Raw genomic sequence first — 17,835 nt, 5'->3', positions numbered from 1 at the left:
TCGGGTCGATCGGGTCAGAAAACGAATTGGCGGGGAGGTTGGGCGTGCGCGAGATAGGGCAGATCAGTCTCGAACAGGCTTTCTTCGCGATAACGGCCATTGCCTTCATGCGTCAGCACCACTGCCTGCTGCACCGGCGACTCGCCGCGAACGACGAGCAAGCGGCCGCCAGGATTGAGCCAGCCAAGGAAACGGTCGGGAATACGGTAGACGGCGCCAGTGACAACCATGGCATCGAACGTTTCCTGCGGCTGCCAGCCGCTGACGGCTTCGGCGGTAATCAACTGCACGTTGCCGATGCCCGCGGCCTTCAGGCGCTCGGCGGCAGCGGCGGTGAGATCCGCGTGCATGTCCACGCTGGTCACGTGGGCGGCAAGGCTGGCCAGGCAGGCGCTGAGGAAGCCGGAGCCGGTGCCGATTTCCAGCACGTTATCCTCGGGCTTCAACTCCAGCGCCTGCAGCACGCGGCCCTCGATGATCGGCTTCATCATCACTTCGCCGTGGCCCAGCGGCAGGTTCATGTCGGCAAAGGCCAACTGGCGATGAGCGGGCGGGACAAAGTCTTCGCGCCGGACCTGACGCAGCACGTCAAGCACGCGACCATCCAGCACCTCCCAGGGGCGCACCTGGTTCTCAACCATGTTTTGACGCGCCTGATCGAAGTTCATCGCCATGGGAAACAAGCCTATGTGGATCGAAAAAAGGTCAAAAAGGATAAGCGTTTAGACCCTGTTTCGACAATGGTAAGGGTGCGGTGCGGCATGCCTTGTTCGAAGTGCCGGAAGTCATCGCGGCGATCTGACGTAAGTCATGCTTTTGTCCTGTGTCCGCGGACATTTACGCGCTTTTCCGAGGGCTCTGGACGGTACTCAGGCCCACCCCGGTGGGAAGCTGCGAGAGCGCCGCTTCGATGCCCGCGCCGAGGCCGGGATCCAGCCGCTCGATGCGGGCGAACAGCCGCTCGCCACGTGGTCCGGCCGTGACACACCACCAGGCCAGCCAGCGGCACAAACGATGCTTGTCGATGGTATCCAGCGTAGGCAGTACGGCGCGGATCGCGAATACCTGTCTGCGCGCTGTCCGGCCGTCCTCAAGCCACCCCGAGAGCAGGCGCTGGATCTTGCGGTACGGCGCGCTAAGCGCCATTTCAGGGGTAGTTGCGCACATCGGCTGGATATTTCGGTATCATTCGAAAAATAAGTAAACCGAACCGTATAATAAATTGGGTCTTTTGATTTGTGAAGGTGCATCCATGAACTCCATCCCGCTGACCAAGCCGCATGGGCCAGGGCGCCCTAAGGACATGGAAAAGCGCGCGGCGATCCTCGACGCCGCCAAGGCTCTGTTCATACGCAATGCCTTCGCCGGTACCAGCATGGATGCGATTGCCGCGGAGGCGGGCGTATCCAAGCTGACTGTCTACAGCCACTTCGGCGACAAGGACAACCTGTTTCGCGAGGTCATCCGCTCGCGCATCCAGGATCTGCTCCCTGAACAGACCTATCAGTTCGACCCGGACGCCGACATCGGCGACATCCTCAACCGCATCGCCCTCATTCACGCGCATCTGGACTGCGATCCGGAAAACGTCGGCACGTTCCGCGCCATCCTCAGTGACTGCCGCCAGGGCAATCCGCGCTTCGGCAAGCTGATGTGGGAAGAAGGTCCCATGCGCACGCGTGCGCTGATGGAGCGCCTGCTGCAGCAGGCGGTGGATGCCGGCAAGCTCGACATCGGCGACGTGCCGCGCGCCGGCGTCCAGTTCATCTCCCTGATCAAGGGCGACATGATGATGCGCCGCATGTTCGGTTGCGCCGACTGCGCGCAGGCTTACGCCAAGGAAGTGGAGGAGAACGCCCGCGCCGGCGTGGCCATGTTCCTGCGCGCCTACGCCCCCCGAGCCTGATCTCACTCGTTTCTCACCCCGCTTCGTGGTCAAATAGCGGGGTTGTTGTTAGGAAGCGGGGGTGCCGACCACCTGTCGGCTGAGAGAGTCCCTTCGAACCTGATCCGGTTAGCACCGGTGTAGGGAGCTTCGCCGTACGGTCACCATCGTGCGTTGGCGCCATCGCTTCAGTTGCTGGTACGCGAATCCGTTCGCAACACCCCGCACATCCATGTGCGGACTCCTCAATAAAGCGCGCCCTGTTGGGATGCCGCTTGAGCACTGGACGAATGCCGATGAATGCCTTGCCCTCCGATCTCGTGCGCGCCGCGCAAGAACTCTCCGAAGCCGTGACCCGCCCCATTCCGGGCTCGCGCAAGATCCACGTGCAGGGCAGTCGCCCTGACCTGAAGGTGCCGATGCGCGAGATCACGCAGGCGCAGACACCAACCCTGTTCGGTGGCGAGGCCAATCCGGCCATTACCGTGTACGACACGTCCGGTCCGTACACCGATTCGGACTACGCGGTTGACCTGGCCGCCGGCCTGCCTGCCGTGCGTGCGGCATGGATCATGGAACGCGGCGACGTGGAACAGCTGCCTGGGCTCACTTCCGCCTTCGGCCGGGAGCGTGCGGCGGACGCGAAGCTGGACCCCTTGCGTTTCGGCCATGCGCGTGCGCCGCTGCGCGCCAAGCCGGGCGCTAACGTTACGCAAATGCACTATGCGCGCCGCGGCATCATTACGCCGGAAATGGAATACATCGCCATTCGCGAAAACCAGCGCATCGAAGCGCTCAAGGACAGCGCCTTGCGCAGGCAGCATCCGGGTGAATCCTTTGGCGCAGCGCTGCCCAAGCTGATCACGCCGGAATTCGTGCGCGATGAAGTGGCGCGTGGTCGCGCCATCATTCCCGCCAACATCAATCACCCGGAATGCGAGCCGATGATCATCGGCCGCAACTTCCTCACCAAGATCAACGCCAACATCGGCAACTCCGCGCTGAGTTCGGGCATTGCCGAGGAGGTGGAGAAACTGGTTTGGGCGATCCGCTGGGGCGCCGACAACGTGATGGATCTTTCCACCGGCAAGAACATTCACGAGACGCGCGAATGGATCATCCGCAACGCGCCGGTACCGATCGGCACCGTACCGATCTACCAGGCGCTGGAGAAGGTCGGCGGCGTGGCCGAAGAGCTTACCTGGGAACTGTTCCGCGATACGCTGATCGAACAGGCCGAACAGGGCGTGGACTACTTCACCATTCACGCCGGGGTGCTGCTGCGCTTCGTACCGCTAACCGCCAAGCGCGTCACCGGTATCGTTTCGCGTGGCGGTTCGATCATGGCCAAATGGTGCCTGGCACATCACCAGGAGAATTTCCTCTATACGCACTTCGAGGAAATCTGCGAGATCATGAAGGCCTATGACGTGTCCTTCAGCCTTGGCGATGGTCTGCGCCCTGGTAGTGTGGCGGATGCGAACGACGCTGCGCAGTTCGGCGAACTCGACACGCTGGGTGAACTCACGAAGATCGCGTGGAAGCACGACGTGCAAACGATGATCGAAGGCCCTGGGCACGTACCCATGCAGTTGATCAAGGAAAATGTGGAACGGCAGCTGGAGAAGTGCCACGAAGCCCCGTTCTATACGCTGGGACCGCTGACCACCGACATTGCACCCGGCTACGACCACATCACCAGCGCCATAGGCGCGGCCATGATCGGCTGGTTCGGCACCGCCATGCTTTGCTATGTCACGCCGAGGGAGCATCTGGGTTTGCCGGACAAGCAGGATGTGCGCGACGGCATCATCGCCTACAAGATCGCCGCGCATGCCGCCGATCTGGCCAAGGGGCATCCCGGTGCACAGGTGCGCGACAATGCACTCAGCAAGGCGCGCTTCGAATTTCGCTGGAACGACCAGTTCAACCTTGGCCTCGATCCGGACAAGGCGCGCGAATTGCACGACGAAAGGCTGCCGCACGATGCGCACAAGTCCGCCCACTTCTGCTCGATGTGCGGTCCCAAGTTCTGCTCGATGAAAATCACCCAGGACGTGCGCGACTACGCCGCCGAACATGGCGTGGACGAAAGCGCTGCGCTGGACGAAGGCATGGCCGAGAAGGCTGCGGAATTCCGCGCGCAAGGCGCGGAGGTTTATCACAAGGCGTGATTTACGAAGCGTCGCCCCGGCGAGAGTCGGGGCGACGACGGCTTGGGATGCAAGTCAACGCCGCTTCGATCCCGGTACGCAGAAGAACAAGAACAGCGCTCCCACCGCCAGTGCCCGCCATAGGTCAATCGCTATGGGATGGACAGCGGTGGCAGGTGCATGCGCGAGCTGAAAAATGGCGACCAGGAAAAGCAGGGCTAGCGTGATCTGGTAGTAGCCCCGTCGCGTCCGGACTGCGCGCGCTGCACGAGTGGCTGGAATCTTCATGGACGGCATTCTCCGGCGCCCTGCATAAAGTTGCGGTATGGCAGGGGCAGGGCGCCGTATAAATCGCATAAAGAATCCGCAAAAAGCCCTAGGTTCGCGGAATCCGTTCCTGGTATTCCGCCTCCATTCGCGCATGCGTCGCCCAGAACGCAGGCGGCTCGCGCCCACTGAGACGATCGGCCAGGATGCCCAGGTGAGTATGCCAACCGCCGGCGACGCCGATCAGCGCATCGTAGGACGCAAGCCGCGTGTGGGTGAGCACCAGCAGAACCTGGTCGCCGCGCGGAGTGAGCTCGAAGCGCACCTCCGAGCCCGCGTCGCCGTCTGCTTCACTGCCAAATGTATAAGCCAGCAAGTGCGGCGGTTCGTAGGCCAGTACGTGGCCGTGCATGCGTATTTCACCCGCGTGCCGCGCATATTTTTCGGGCGGCGGATCGAAGTGCCCGGTAAGCCTGCTGTTGTTGAACACATGCTCGGTTTTACCGCCGACCACCGGTTCGATCCGTCCGGAAGAAAACCATTGTCCGCGTTTCTCCGAGTCGGTGAGATAGCTCCACACGCGCTCGATGGGGCCCGGAAGCAGACGTTCGAAACGGATCGAAGTGGGTTCGGTGACAACGCCGTAGTCGTTCATAAGGATCACCTGCTTGGGTCAATGAAGATGGCGCCGCGGCTTACTTGTCTCTGCGGCGCGGTTTTTGGCGGGCGGATTGGGTGTTAGCTGTGTCCTCGGCGTGCAGCAGCGCTGCGAGCGCATCCAGTCGTGATGTCCAGAACTGTTCGTAGTGGCGTATCCATTCCATGCCGGCGTGCATCGGCATGGCATTCAGATGGCATAGGTGCGTGCGCCCCTGCACGGTCCGCTCGATCAGACCGGCGCGTTCCAGCAATTTGATGTGCTTGGATGCTGCGGCTAGCGACATGTCGAAGGGCGCGGCCAGTTCACCCACGCTGAGCGCCTGTTTGGCCAGGTTGCCTAGCATGGCGCGCCGAGTGGGGTCGGCCAGCGCCTGGAAGACATAGTCGAGCTGGGCCGCCAAATGTTTAACCATAAGGTTGAATTTATGCCTGGTCGCGATGCTTGTCAACCTTTTGGTTGAATATGCCCCGTCGGGCCACCGTGCGGGCTCAGCCTGAGGGCTGAGCTTGCGCGCGCAAATACTCGGCGGGACGACGCCCGACGAGCTTGCGGAAATCGTGAATGAAATGCGCCTGATCGAAATAGCCGAGCTGCAGCGCGAGTTCCGCCCACACTACAGGCGTACCAGTCTGCAGTTGTGCAATGGCTTCGTGGAGCCGGTAGCGGTTGATCACCCACTTGGGGCCAACCCCCGCGTACTGATTGAAGAGGCGCTGCAACGCGCGCTTGGCGAGCCCGGTTCGTTGAACCAGCGCTACGACGGAGGTCAGACTACGGTCGGTGGCGATATCGGCGACCAGTTCGCTGACGAGTCCGATGTTCGGGTCCGCGGTGGGTAAGTGAGCAAGCAACAAGCGCTCGGCTACTTCCGCCATCGCATCGACGTTCGCGCCGGCAAGGATGTCTGATTCAAAGCCTGCTGCATCGGCACCGAAGACCTGCCTCGGATCGAGCGACCGATCCTGCAACCGCGACACGGGGGCTCCGTAAAAGGGATGAAAACCGCCGGCCTTGAACTTGATGCCGAACACCTGGCCCTGTCCTTTGAGCCGACGCATGAAGCGCCCGGTATGCAGGCCATAAAGGGCCGTGCATCCGTGCTCGACCACGAACTGCACGTTGGGGTGAGGCAGGGTTTCCTGCTGCTGCGCCGGAAGGCCGCGCAAATCCCACGCTACATGCCAGTAGTGCTCAACCAAGCCAGCAAGGGCGGATGACGGCGCCCGACGGGCGTGCTTGAACTCGCCTTGCCCCAGCCGTTGATGCAACACGCCGCGCGGTTTGCCCATGTCGATCTTCATCGTATCCGCGTCCAGTCCGAGTTGTCGCGTTTTTCCAATCGCCCCCGGCGCAGTTGTACTAACGTTGCGGCAGGCAATCGAATCGGAGCACATCATGCAGGCAAAAGGGCAATTCGCGGTGAAACTTGTGCCGCAGCCTTCCGCTCCCGGCATCGAGCCGGCCAGGCTGGGACGGATGACGATCGACAAGCAATTCCAGGGCGACCTGGATGCGGCCAGCCTTGGCGAAATGCTCTCGGCCATGGGGCAAGTGGAAGGCTCGGCGGGTTACGTGGCGATCGAGCGTGTGAGCGGCACACTGCAAGGCAGGAGCGGCAGCTTCGTGCTGCAGCATCACGGCATCATGAATCGCAGTACGCCGCAATTGTCGGTCATGGTGGTGCCGGATTCGGGAACGGACGAATTGACCGGCTTGAGCGGGTCGATGCAAATCCTGATCGATCAGGGCAGGCATTCCTACGTCTTCGACTACACGCTGCCGTAAATCGGCGCGTAGGCTGGGATGACAATCCCAGCATCGCGCGGGTTGCATGCATGGCAATGCTGGGTTTGGCAACCCAGCCTACGATAAACGGTCAGGCTCGAGGGCGGCGCCAGTCAGGCGAATTACCAACCTGCGACCACCAGCTTGCCGATCGTGCTGCCCGACTCCAGCCGCCGATGCGCCTCGCGCAGATTCCCAGCATTGATCGGGCTCAAGGTCTCGCGGTGAATGCCACGTAATTGGCCTTCATCGATAAGCGCTGCCACACGTGCCAGGATACGCCCTTGCTCGGCCATGTCCGAGGTTTTAAAGCGTGAGCGTGCGAACATCATTTCCCAATGGATGCCTATGCACTTGGCCTTGTAGGGATCGCCGATGTTCACCGGCGACTTCGGTTCCACGATCAGACCCACGTGGGCTTGTGGCGCAAGCAGTTCGCCCAGTTCGGCCCAGTAGTAGTCAGTGTCGGCAAAATTGAGGGCTGCGTCGATTTCGTTGAATCCAAGCGCCTTCAGCTGCATCGTCAGCGGTTGGCGATGATCGATCACGTGCTGCGCGCCCATTGCGCGGCACCATGCCTGCGTTTCGGGACGCGAAGCAGTAGCGATCACGGTGAAACCGGCGCGGCGCGCAAGCTGGATCGCGATCGAACCTACGCCCCCCGCACCTGCAATCACCAGTAACGACTTGCCATCGCCGCCTTGCTCGGGCGCGTAAGGCATGCGCTGGAACAGCAGTTCCCATGCGGTGATCGCGACGAGCGGCAAGGCCGCAGCGGCGGCTGCATCCAGCCGGCGTGGGCGATGCGCGGCCAACCGTGCATCCACGGCCTGGTATTGAGCGTTGCTGCCTGCTCGCGTGATATCGCCAGCGTAATACACCTGATCGCCCAGCTTGAAGCCGTTGACCGCGGCGCCGACTGCTTCAACCGTCCCGGCGGCATCGAAGCCGAGCACGCGCGGCTGCACTTCCACTTGCGGCTTGGGTGCACGCAGTTTCGTATCCACCGGATTGACGGATACGGCCTCAACGCGCACCAGCAGATCATGCGCGCCCGGTTCCGGCTTGGGCAGTTCAACGTCCACCAGCGCTTGCGGGTCGTCGATCGGCAAGTAACGGGTGAGGGCAACGGCTTTCATGCTGATTTCTCCTGGTGCTGGGGTTTGCTTGATGGGGTCAAGGGAAGCGCGATTACGCTTCATGGTCTGCGCAAAGACGCGCGCTCAGGCGTGGAAGCGCGATGTCGCGCTGCCGCGCCCATAGCGCCACCAGCAGCCCCACGATGGTGAGCAGGGCCGCTACCCAGGTCAACGCGGCCAAGCCAGGGCCGTGCGCTACCACAACGCCGCCTAGCCACGCGCCGAGCGCATTGCCGAGGTTGAACGCGCCGATGTTCAGGCTGGACGCCAGGCTCTTCGCGCCTTCGGCCTTGTGCAGCACCCACAATTGCAGGGGCGGCACGGTGGCGAACCCGGCAACGCCGAGCAATCCGACGAACAGCACCGCCAGCACTTTGCTGTGCAGCGCGAACGTCATCACGCCCAGCACCACGATCAGGGCCGTCAGCGTCAGCAGCAGGGCGCGAGTCAGATCACGATCGGCCAGCTTGCCACCCAGCAAATTACCTGCGATCAGGCCGCCACCGAACATCAGCAGGATGGGGGATACCGCGCCCTGCGCGAAACCGGTTACTTCGGTCAGGATCGGCTGGATGTAGGTGAACACGGTGAACACACCGGCAAATCCGAGCACGGTCATCAGCAAGCCGAGCAGCACCGAAAGATTGCCAAGGGCGCGCAACTCGGCGCGTACCGCGATGCGCTCGCCATGTTCGTGGCCGGTGGGCACCAGTCCGGCGATCACCAGCATCGCCCCCACCCCGAGCGCCGCAACCGCCCAGAACGTGGAACGCCAGCCGAAATGCAGCCCCAGCCAGGCTCCCGCAGGCACGCCCAGCAAGGTGGCGATGGTCAGGCCGGTAAACATGACCGAGATGGCCGAGGCGCGGCGATCGGCCGGCACCAGGCGGGTGGCCACGACCGAGCCCACACCGAAAAAGGTGCCGTGCGCGAGCGAAGTGATCACGCGCGCCAGCAGCAACACCGCGTAATTGGGTGCGATCGCGCAGCATAGGTTGCCCAGCGTAAAGATCGCCATCAACCCGAGAAGCACCGCCTTGCGCGGCAGGCGGCTGGTGGCGATGGTCAAGACCGGGGCGCCTACGAAGACCCCTAGTGCATAACCGGAAATCAGCAGGCCGGCGGCGGCGATGCCTACCTGCAGGTCGGCTGCTACCTGGATCAGCAGGCCCATGATCACGAATTCGGTGGTGCCGATGCCGAAGGCGCCGGCGGCCAGCGCGTACAGCGCTAGCGGCATGGAGCGGGAAGCCGGGTTGGCCATGCGATGGAGTCCGTCGAAAAACGATGCGGTGCAGCATAGGGGCTTGCATCTTCTGTAAAAATCACCATGATCACGAATCACTTTCAATAAATTATTGAAAATGGACCGAGTCAGTGACCTCATCCTGTTCATGCGCGTGTTGGACCAGGGTTCGATCAGCGCCGCCGCGCGCAGCCTGGATCTTTCCGTCGCCGTAGCCAGCCAGCGCCTGAAACGGCTGGAACAGGACCTGGGCGTGCGGCTATTGCATCGAACCACGCGGCGACTGCATCCCACCCCGGAGGGCCTGGCCCTGGCCGAACAGGGACGCACCCTGGTGGAGGATCTGGAGGCACTGACTTCAGGGCTGCGCCAGAGCGCCGCAGATGCAGGCGGCACCTTGCGGCTTACCGCATCGGCGTCGTTCGGGCGCCAATATGTCTCGCCGCTGCTGCCTGCCTTCATGGCGCGCTACCCGCGCGTGCGCCTGAGCGTGCACTTCAGCGACGAGCTGCAGGATCTGGTCAGCGCCGGCTTCGATCTGGCCATCCGCATCGGCGCCCTGCGCGACTCGCGCCTGGTGGCGCGCAAGCTGGCGGCGAATCGACGCGTGCTGTGTGCCTCGCCGGACTACCTGCGGCGCTTCGGCCTGCCGAAAACCGCGGAGGAGCTCGCCAAACATGAGTGCCTGATGCTGGTGGGCAGCGACGGGCGCCAGGACATCTGGCGCCTGCACGATGCGCAGGGCCGGCTACATGCGGTGAAGGTGAATGGCCGGCTGGAATCGACGCTGGGCGAACTGTTGCGCGATTCGGTGCTGGCGGGGCTGGGCATCGCACAGCATTCCACGTGGCACGTGGGTGACGACTTGCGTACCGGGCGCTTGAAGGTGGTGTTGCCGGAGTATTCGATCGCTGAAACCGGCATCTATGCGGTGATGCCACAGCGGCGACTGGTGCCGCTGCGGGTGCGAGCGTTCGTGGACTTTCTGGCGGAACAGTTTGGGGACGTGCCGCCGTGGGAGCGAGGTTTGGACGGCTCCCTCACCCCGCAAGGGAGAGGGAGCGCCTAGGACTTCAGCTCTTAGTCTTGCAGCGCTCGATGCCGGCGAGGATTTCAGCCTTGGCTTCGGCCGCGCCCACCCAGCCTTCCACCTTTACCCACTTGCCCTTCTCCAGATCCTTGTAGTGCTCGAAGAAGTGGCCGATGCGCTCCAGCCAGTGGCCCGACACGCCCTTGATGTCCTCGATGTGCGCGTAGCCCGGGAAGATCTTCTTCGACGGGATCACCACCAGCTTCTCGTCGGCACCGGCCTCGTCGGTCATCTTCAGCATGCCGACCGGATGGCAGCGGATCACCGAGCCCGGCACCAGCGGCAGCGGCAGGATCACCAGCGCATCCAGCGGATCGCCGTCACCGCCGAGGGTGCCCGGAACGTAGCCATAGTTGCAGGGATATCGCATGGGAGTGGAGAGGATGCGATCCACGAAGATCGCGCCGCTTTCCTTGTCCACCTCGTATTTGACCGGCTCCGCATCCTTCGGAATCTCGATGACGACGTTGATTTCGTTCGGCACGTCGCGGCCGGCGCTAACCATATCCAGGCCCATGGGGCACTCCTTACATCTTAAGCCAAGCGGAAACAGCCGCTCAGCATAAGGCAAAGCTTGTCGCGGTGCACCAAGGAGCGGAGGCTGCCGGGCTACCCGGCCTCCGTGGAAGGGCGGCTCAGGTGCGTTCCATATGATCCAGGCACTGCCCGAACAGGCGCATAGCCTCCCGCAACTCGTTTACCGAGAGACCGCAATAGCCCAGCAGCAGGCCCTGGCGATCCGGCGCATGCAAATACAGCGGGCTCATCGGATGAAGGCCCAGGCCGTGCTCATGGGCATAGTCGACCAGCGCCGCTCGGCGTGGCGCGTCATAGTCGCGCAACCACGCCACCATATGCATGCCGGCGGGCGTATCGTCGATCTCGACACGGTCACCCGCATGCTCCTTCAATCCGGCGATCAGCGCTTCGCGGCGCGCCTTCAGCTCCTTACGCGCCAGGCGCAGATGCCGCTCGAAGCCGCCGTTCTCCATGAATCGGGCCAAGGCGGCCTGTTCGATCACCGGACTGGCCATGTCGCCAAGGTATTTGGCATTGAGAAAGTCCGAACGCAGCGCGGCGGGCATCACCATGTAAGCGAGGCGCAACCCGCCGAACATCACCTTGGAGAAGGTGCCCACATAGATCACGCGGTCTTGTTCATCGAGCGAGCGTAGTGCCGCCAGCGGATGGGAGTCGTAGCGGAATTCGCCGTCGTAATCGTCTTCCAGGATCCAGCATTGGTGCTGCTCGGCGTAATGCAGCAGATCAAGCCGGCGTTGCATGGAAAGCACGGCGCCGGAAGGAAAATGATGCGAAGGCGTCACATAAACCAGGCGCGGCGCTTGCGAGGGAAGCTCTTCACAGACCAGGCCGTGCTCATCCGTGCGCACCGCAACTACATCGGCACCGTGCGCGACCAGCGCCTGATGGGCCAGGAAGTAGTGCGGCTCTTCCAGCACCACGCGATCGCCTTCGTTCAGCAGTACGCGCGCGGTCAGATTGATCGCCTGCTGGGTGCCGCTGACGATCAGCACGTCGTCAGGTTGCGCTTGCACACCACGGCGGCGCGCCAGGTAATCGCAGGTCTGCTTGCGCAACGCTCCCAATCCAGCGGCTTCGATGGCGTTGAGCTGAGTGTACACCGCCGCTCGCGCGAGCTCCCGCCCCCACGCATTGTTGAGCGTGGGGTTGATCATCGGGTAACCATACGCCAGGTTGTAGCGCAAGCCGCGGTGGAGCCGCGGGATGTCCCAATTGCACGCCGCGCGGGCGCGTTGCACGTAACGGGAGGGCGCTGGAATGCTGGTGTGGACGTGATGCGCCAGCGGCCTGGCTTGCAGCTGGCTGACGAAGCTGCCCGAGCCGACCCGGCCGTCGATGAAGCCTTCTGCGCGCAGTTGCTCGTAAGCGGCCAACACTGTGGTGCGTGAAATCTCCAGCTCGTGCGCCAGCTCGCGCGTGGGCGGCAATTGCGTGCCCGCCGTGATACGGCCGTCGAGGATGGAAGTTTTCAATGCGCGCGTCAGCTGATCGTAAAGCGGACCTTGGCCGTCAAGTTCTAAATACACACCGCGCCCTCCCAATGGCTCTACGAAAATAAGGCGAATTGGCTATGGAGGGAAGGTGCCGACCTGCCTAGTCTGAACACGTCGCAGGGCTTGCTAACGAAATCTTACCGGCCCTCCCCAGACCGGCGAACCCGATTGCGACGACGTCTCCCTCGCTTCCCACACCCGCGGGGCGGTTCGTCCCCAACGACCGTTCCGCGGGGTCTTTTCGGCTGGGGTTCCCTTAAGTTCTGATCGAGTGGTGGTTATGTCGGTATCTATGGATTCGAGTGCGCCCGGGAATCTGCGCGCGCAGCGCACGGTATTGTTCGCCGTATTCGTCACGCTGGTGCTGGCCACGGCGGACCTGATGTTTGCATGCACGTTCTGGCGCGAGCTGTATGGCGTGCCGCCGATGCGCATCCTGCAAGGCATCGCTGCGGGTTTGCTGGGCAAGCGCGCATTTCTCGGCGGCGGCAGCACGGCGGCACTTGGTGGCTTGCTGCATTACGTCATCATGGGCGGGATGGTGGCTGCGTACTACCTGGTCAGCCGGCGTGCTACCGCGTTGACCGAGCGGCCCTGGTCGTATGGGAGCTTGTACGGTCTGGCGCTTTTCGTCGTAATGAACCTGATCGTCGTGCCCCTGTCAGCAATGCCGAAGACACCACCGGTGCCGAGCTGGATCGCCAGCAGCATCGTGATACACGTGGTCATCGGCCTGACCATCGCCTTGAGCGCGCGACGGGCCGGTAGGCTGGGATGACAAGCCCAGCATTACGCGGGTTGCTTGCATGGTAATGCTGGGGTTTGCACCCCAGCCTGCGACTCAGCGCAAGGCCTTCTGGAACGGCCGCTCGCGCAACCACTTGGTGGCTATCCACTTTTCGCCTTGCTGCACCGGCAGTCCCGCGTGCAGTGACGCCTCGTCGCCCGTGTCATAGGCGAAATAGACGGCCGCGCCGCGCAGTGCCGTCACGGTTAGCCCTACTTGTGGAAACGCCGTGCCGCCGCCGGCCTCGGGCGTATTCAGGTACATCACCAGGCTGGCAATGCGCTGGCCGCCCCTGGCGGTGATCGCGGCGAACCCGGCCTGATCGGGATTGAACCAATCGTAATGCGGTTCGTACTGCTGGCCGGGGAGGTAGTGCAGCACCTGCAGGCCTTCGCCATGATCGACCGGGATGCTCAGCATGCCTGCGATGCGTTGTTCGATGCGCTGGATCAGCGGTGTTTCGTTGATCGCGAAAAACATGCCTTCGCTGGTGCGGCGCGCATCGAGCTGCTGCTTGCCCGAAGTGTCGACGGTCCTGGCGCGTTGCAGGCGTGGCCTGGCCTGTTCGATCAGCGCGTCGCACTCCTCGGCGGAAAGAAAATCGTTTAGCAAACGCAGCGCGGGTGAATCCATGCTGAGTCCGACATGGACGGTGTGGCCGTTGACTACCACCTGCGGCGCTTCCGGATGCCGTGTGCGACGGCCCTGGTTTTTCGGCGGGGAGGGCTGGGTGTGCGCATCGAGTGCCGAAATCGGCATGTTCAGCACGGAGGCGACGATGCCGCGGCTTTGCCGTGGGTCATAGCCGGTGTCCTGCATCATCTTCAGCACGGTGTCGACGCTGTGGCCGGCACGCGTTGTGGTGAGGATCCATTCGCGCAGTTCGGGTCGTATCGGGAGGTGCGATTTCATGCGGGCGATTTTAGCCCGGGCATGGGCAGAGTGTTTCAACCTTGTCGCAACCGTCTCCCTCCCCTACGTGTAGTAGGGGAGGGAGACGATGCAGCGTTACTTCAGCCTGTCCCACAGGAATTCATAGGCCAGCGCATGCATGTACGCCGACTGCTTGTTGTCGGCACCTGCTCCATGGCCGCCCTCGGTGTTCTCAAAGAACCACACGTTCCGGTGGCCCATGCCCTCCATCCTTGCCGCCATCTTGCGCGCCTGCACCGGGCCCACGCGATCGTCGCTGGTGGTGGTGTAGAACAGCACAGGGGGATAGCTAACGTCGGATTTGACGTTCTGATAAGGCGAGAACGTCTTGATGAAGTCCCATTGCTTCGGATCGTCCGGATTGCCGTATTCGGCGATCCATGAAGCACCGGCGGAAAGGTGCACGTAGCGCTTCATGTCCAGCAGCGGCACCTCGCAGGCGATTGCACCGAACAGCTGCGGATACAGGGTAAGCATATTGCCCATCAGCAGGCCGCCGTTGCTGCCGCCTTCGGCACCCAGATGTCCCGGTGAAGTCATGCCGCGCTTGATCAGGTCGTCCGCCACCGCGGAGAAATCTTCGTACGCGCGCAGGCGGTTCGCCTGCAGTGCAGCCTGATGCCAACGCGGACCGTACTCGCCGCCGCCACGGATATTGGCGATCACATACACGCCGCCGCGTTCCAGCCACGAGCGGCCGATACTGCCGCTGTAGAACGGCTGCAGCGATACCTCGAAGCCGCCATAGCCATACAGCAGGGTGGGATGGCTGCCGTCGAGCTTGATGTTCTTCGGTGCAATTTCGAAATACGGCACCTTAGTGCCATCCTTGGAGGCGACGAAGTGCTGGCTCACCTCGAACTTCGAAGCGTCGAAGAATGCCGGGCTTTGCTTGAGCACCTGCGCCCGGCTTTCGCCCAACACACCACGTTCCAGCGAGGTAGGGGTGAGGAAACCGGTGACGATCAGCCAGTATTCATCGCTATGGTCCGGATCGGTGTCGACCAGCACCGTGCTGAATTTCGGAGCGCCGGGCATCTCTTCGCGCGCCCAGTGGTCGTCGGCTTTCGGCGTAAGCACGTCGAGGCGGCTCTTCACGTCATCCATCATGTCGAGGATCAGGTGATGACGCGTCCAGGAGTAGCTCGACAGGGCCGTATGCTCGTCCGGCACGAACAGCGTGGTGAACTGGCGCTTGCCGGCCAGAAAATCATCGAACTTGGCGGCGATCAGCGCGCCGGACGGATAAGTGACGCCTTCGACCGTCCATGCCGTGCGCAATTGCACCAGCAGCCATTCACGATGCGCATCCACGTTGGCGGCATCCGTCGGCACCTCCAGATGGATCAGTTTGCCGTCCTTGAGCTGATACGTGTCGCTATGGAAGAAGTCGTGCGTGACGCTGACGAAATCGCGTTCGAAACCAGGCGTGCGATCGTGGTAGGCGCTCACCGATAGATCTTCCATCTTGCCTTCGTACACGGTGGTGGCGGCACTGAGCGGTGTGCCGCGTTTCCACACCTTCGCAATGCGTGGATAGCTGGAGGTGGTCATCGAGCCTGGACCGAAATCGGTGCCGACATAGATGTGGTCGTCATCGATCCAGCCAACCTGGGTCTTGGCCGCCGGCAGCCGGAAGCCATCTTTCACGAACGATTTGGTGGGGATATCGAACTCACGGACCTCCACCGCGTCGCCGCCGTCCGGCGACAGCTGCAGCAGACAACGCTGGTAGTCGGGCTTCAGGCAATCGCTGGCCTTGAACACCCAGCGCTTGCCTTCGACCTTGTTCAGCGCATCGATATCCAGGAGTACTTCCCACGTCGGTTCGCTCTTGCGGTATTCCTCCAGCGTGGTTCGGCGCCACAGGCCACGCGGGTGCGCCTTGTCCTGCCAGAAGTTGTAGAGGTATTCGCCGCGGCGTTCCACATAGGGAATACGCGCGTCGGAATCGAGCACTTCCAGAATGCGGTCGCGCGAGTGCATGAATTTGGAGTTGTCGGCGAACTGCTTCTGGGTGATGGTGTTCTGGGCCTTCACCCAGTCCATCGCTCGTGCGCCGTGGATGTCTTCCAGCCACAGATAAGGATCTTCCGTGCCGGCGGCGGCGCCGGGCGCCGGGGTGTCTTGGGCTTGGCTCATGCCGCCCATTATGACGGTGAGGGCCAGAGCCAGCCTTATCGATGCTTTCAGACTCATGTTTCCGCTCCTTGGTGGGGCACGAGGAGAGTCCTCGCGCGCAACGCTCAGGATGCATGTCCCGGCGGAAAACGCCAGTGGGGAAAGTAGGGAAGCCCCCTATGCGTCAAGTTCGAGCCGGCTGCGGATCATGTCCGATCATGCCAGGGGGCGCGGTGCGGGCCGGCTTGAGCGAACGGGGGCTCAGCTCCGCCAAGGCGCGGGCCATGCGTCGCACGGCTTCTTCGAGTTCACTCTCGTCGAGGTAGCTGAATCCAAGCCGTAAATAGGGCTGTTCGCGTTGATGGAAGTCGTAACGTCTGGCGCCGAAGAACTGCACGCCGGCGCGTTCGCCTTGCTCGCTCCAGCGATCGATGGGGATGGTTTCATCGACGTGCGCCCATAGCCCCATGCCGCCCTCGGGAACCCGGAAATGCAAGGCGCTGCCGAGGTGGCGCCGCAGGGCTGCAACCAGTGCGTCGCGCCGTGCGGCATAGGTTCGGCGCACGCGTCGCATATGGCGCAACAGCTCGCCGTCTTCAAACAGTTCGGCGATCGCGCACTCCATCGCTACATCGCTGCGTGGATCACTGGCTGCGCGCAGATGGGCAAGATGCTCGAATACGGCCGGCGGCGCATGAATGAAGCCGGTGCTGATGCCTGGCGCGAACAGGTTCGAAAGCGAGCCGATATAGATCACATTCGCACGGTCCTGTCCTGCGGCAATCGGCAGGACGGGTTTGCCGGCGTAATGGAATTCGTGGTCGTAGTCGTCTTCGATGATGGCGAATCGATGCGTCGTGGCCAATGCGGCGAGCCGTTCCCGGCGCGCCGGGGACATCACGCACGTGGTAGGGAACTGATGGTGCGGCGTGACGAAAACGGCGCGTATGCGTTGATGCTTCAGAGCGTCTTCCAGCGCCTCCACATTCAGCCCCTGATCGTCCACGGGCAAGGGCATCAGTTGCGCGCCGGCCAGGCGCAGCACGCTCCATGCAGGCGGATAACCGAAGGCTTCCACCGCCACGACGTCGCCGGGCTTGAGCAGCATCCGCGCCACCAGGTCGATGCCCTGTTCGAGGCTGCGCGTCACCATCAGGCCGTCGGTCGTGGCAGGCAGGGCGCGGGTGCTGCGCAACATGCTTGCCAGTTCTTCGCGCAAGTGGTGATGACCGCAAGGATCGGCATATCCGACCAGTGAACGGCCGCGTTGCAGGATTGCGCGCCGGAACGCGCGAGTCAGCGCTTCGGCTGGAAACAGACGTGTATCCGGCAGGCTGTGCGCGATCATCAAGCTGCCCGGTGGCGGCAGCTTGACGGTGGGTGTGGCGTGGATGGACCCGGCGAGGGCGTAGGTGGGGGCATCGGCCAACGTGTCTTTCGCAGGCGCGGCGGTGCGGGCAGCCGGTGGTAGAGGGGATGCAACGAAAGTGCCGCCGCCGACGCGCGTTTGCACCAGGCCTTCCGCGGCCAGTTCCTCGTAGCCGGCCACAATCGTATTGCGGTTCACCCTGAGCTGTTCGGCCAATTCGCGCGTGCCGGGCAGCGGCTCCCCGGCACGCAGGCGGCCCTCACGAATGGCGTCGGCAATCGCACGGGCGAGCTGCAAAAACATCGGCAGCTCGCGTTGGGGATCGAGTGCAATGGTCAATGCCCAGCGGCGCATGGCTTAGGT

Annotated in this window: 17 protein-coding genes and 1 riboswitch; of the genes, 5 read left to right on the top strand and 12 right to left on the bottom strand. The window is 62.8% G+C overall.

Features of this window, described 5'->3' with window-relative positions; genetic code table 11:
- Window positions 1-14 precede the first annotated feature (14 nt).
- Window positions 15-674, bottom strand: a complete 660-nt coding sequence (locus EKH80_RS19610; RefSeq protein WP_126686493.1) for a protein-L-isoaspartate O-methyltransferase family protein — start codon at window positions 672-674, stop codon at window positions 15-17.
- Between the two features lie 163 nt (window positions 675-837).
- Window positions 838-1,167, bottom strand: coding sequence for a hypothetical protein (locus EKH80_RS19605; RefSeq protein ID WP_126686492.1), 330 nt, complete (start codon window positions 1,165-1,167; stop codon window positions 838-840).
- Between the two features lie 85 nt (window positions 1,168-1,252).
- Here EKH80_RS19605 and EKH80_RS19600 point away from each other — a divergent pair, with 85 nt between their 5' ends.
- Together EKH80_RS19600 and thiC are read left to right on the top strand one after the other, a co-directional pair.
- Window positions 1,253-1,906 (top strand): TetR/AcrR family transcriptional regulator, encoded by a 654-nt coding sequence (locus tag EKH80_RS19600; RefSeq protein WP_126686491.1) that lies wholly within the window; start codon window positions 1,253-1,255, stop codon window positions 1,904-1,906.
- A 47-nt stretch (window positions 1,907-1,953) separates the two neighbouring features.
- A riboswitch (TPP riboswitch) is annotated at window positions 1,954-2,049 on the top strand.
- A 132-nt stretch (window positions 2,050-2,181) separates the two neighbouring features.
- Complete coding sequence (thiC, locus tag EKH80_RS19595) at window positions 2,182-4,059, top strand: phosphomethylpyrimidine synthase ThiC (protein WP_126686524.1); 1,878 nt, start codon at window positions 2,182-2,184, stop codon at window positions 4,057-4,059.
- A gap of 355 nt (window positions 4,060-4,414) precedes the next feature.
- Here thiC and EKH80_RS19590 read toward each other — a convergent pair whose 3' ends face one another.
- The 3 genes from EKH80_RS19590 to EKH80_RS19580 all read right to left on the bottom strand — a co-directional run bounded on the left by EKH80_RS19590 (window position 4,415) and on the right by EKH80_RS19580 (window position 6,267).
- On the bottom strand, window positions 4,415-4,960 hold the full coding sequence (locus EKH80_RS19590; RefSeq protein WP_126686490.1) for an SRPBCC family protein: 546 nt from the start codon (window positions 4,958-4,960) through the stop codon (window positions 4,415-4,417).
- 40 nt (window positions 4,961-5,000) lie between these two features.
- Window positions 5,001-5,378, bottom strand: coding sequence for an ArsR/SmtB family transcription factor (locus EKH80_RS19585; protein WP_126686489.1), 378 nt, complete (start codon window positions 5,376-5,378; stop codon window positions 5,001-5,003).
- A gap of 76 nt (window positions 5,379-5,454) precedes the next feature.
- The gene (locus EKH80_RS19580) at window positions 5,455-6,267 is read right to left on the bottom strand and encodes a helix-turn-helix domain-containing protein (RefSeq protein ID WP_126686488.1); all 813 of its coding nucleotides are present in this window, start codon (window positions 6,265-6,267) and stop codon (window positions 5,455-5,457) included.
- A 94-nt stretch (window positions 6,268-6,361) separates the two neighbouring features.
- On the opposite strand from EKH80_RS19580, the gene EKH80_RS19575 reads away from it, so the two are divergent.
- Window positions 6,362-6,751 (top strand): DUF3224 domain-containing protein, encoded by a 390-nt coding sequence (locus tag EKH80_RS19575; protein ID WP_126686487.1) that lies wholly within the window; start codon window positions 6,362-6,364, stop codon window positions 6,749-6,751.
- A 122-nt stretch (window positions 6,752-6,873) separates the two neighbouring features.
- On the opposite strand, the gene EKH80_RS19570 is transcribed toward EKH80_RS19575, so the two are convergent.
- Window positions 6,874-7,890 carry a zinc-binding alcohol dehydrogenase family protein gene (locus EKH80_RS19570; protein WP_126686486.1) on the bottom strand — a complete coding sequence of 339 codons (1,017 nt, stop codon included), beginning with the start codon at window positions 7,888-7,890 and terminating at the stop codon, window positions 6,874-6,876.
- Window positions 7,891-7,942: 52 nt separating this feature from the next.
- Window positions 7,943-9,154 (bottom strand): MFS transporter, encoded by a 1,212-nt coding sequence (locus EKH80_RS19565; protein WP_230473835.1) that lies wholly within the window; start codon window positions 9,152-9,154, stop codon window positions 7,943-7,945.
- Window positions 9,155-9,254: 100 nt separating this feature from the next.
- On the opposite strand from EKH80_RS19565, the gene EKH80_RS19560 reads away from it, so the two are divergent.
- Window positions 9,255-10,205: a LysR family transcriptional regulator gene (locus EKH80_RS19560; RefSeq protein ID WP_126686485.1), complete on the top strand. Its 951-nt coding sequence runs from the start codon at window positions 9,255-9,257 to the stop codon at window positions 10,203-10,205.
- 4 nt (window positions 10,206-10,209) lie between these two features.
- On the opposite strand, the gene ppa is transcribed toward EKH80_RS19560, so the two are convergent.
- Window positions 10,210-10,743, bottom strand: coding sequence for an inorganic diphosphatase (gene ppa / locus EKH80_RS19555; protein ID WP_126686484.1), 534 nt, complete (start codon window positions 10,741-10,743; stop codon window positions 10,210-10,212).
- A gap of 118 nt (window positions 10,744-10,861) precedes the next feature.
- Window positions 10,862-12,295 (bottom strand): MocR-like pyridoxine biosynthesis transcription factor PdxR, encoded by a 1,434-nt coding sequence (pdxR, locus tag EKH80_RS19550; RefSeq protein WP_126686483.1) that lies wholly within the window; start codon window positions 12,293-12,295, stop codon window positions 10,862-10,864.
- Window positions 12,296-12,542: 247 nt separating this feature from the next.
- Here pdxR (EKH80_RS19550) and EKH80_RS19545 point away from each other — a divergent pair, with 247 nt between their 5' ends.
- A complete protein-coding gene (locus EKH80_RS19545) occupies window positions 12,543-13,040 on the top strand; it encodes a hypothetical protein (RefSeq protein ID WP_126686482.1) in 498 nt (165 codons plus the stop codon).
- Window positions 13,041-13,103: 63 nt separating this feature from the next.
- On the opposite strand, the gene EKH80_RS19540 is transcribed toward EKH80_RS19545, so the two are convergent.
- From EKH80_RS19540 to pdxR (EKH80_RS19530), 3 genes are all read right to left on the bottom strand, one after another.
- A complete protein-coding gene (locus EKH80_RS19540; protein ID WP_126686481.1) occupies window positions 13,104-13,961 on the bottom strand; it encodes a 2OG-Fe(II) oxygenase in 858 nt (285 codons plus the stop codon).
- Window positions 13,962-14,057: 96 nt separating this feature from the next.
- Window positions 14,058-16,181: a prolyl oligopeptidase family serine peptidase gene (locus EKH80_RS19535; RefSeq protein ID WP_126686480.1), complete on the bottom strand. Its 2,124-nt coding sequence runs from the start codon at window positions 16,179-16,181 to the stop codon at window positions 14,058-14,060.
- A gap of 106 nt (window positions 16,182-16,287) precedes the next feature.
- Window positions 16,288-17,826 (bottom strand): MocR-like pyridoxine biosynthesis transcription factor PdxR, encoded by a 1,539-nt coding sequence (pdxR, locus tag EKH80_RS19530; protein ID WP_126686479.1) that lies wholly within the window; start codon window positions 17,824-17,826, stop codon window positions 16,288-16,290.
- Window positions 17,827-17,835 lie beyond the last annotated feature (9 nt).

The sequence above is a fragment of the Dyella choica genome, assembly GCF_003977665.1.
GTDB lineage: Bacteria > Pseudomonadota > Gammaproteobacteria > Xanthomonadales > Rhodanobacteraceae > Dyella_B > Dyella_B choica.
The sequence above is the reverse complement of the archived record's forward strand: the minus strand, read 5'-3'. Positions and strand labels throughout refer to the sequence as shown.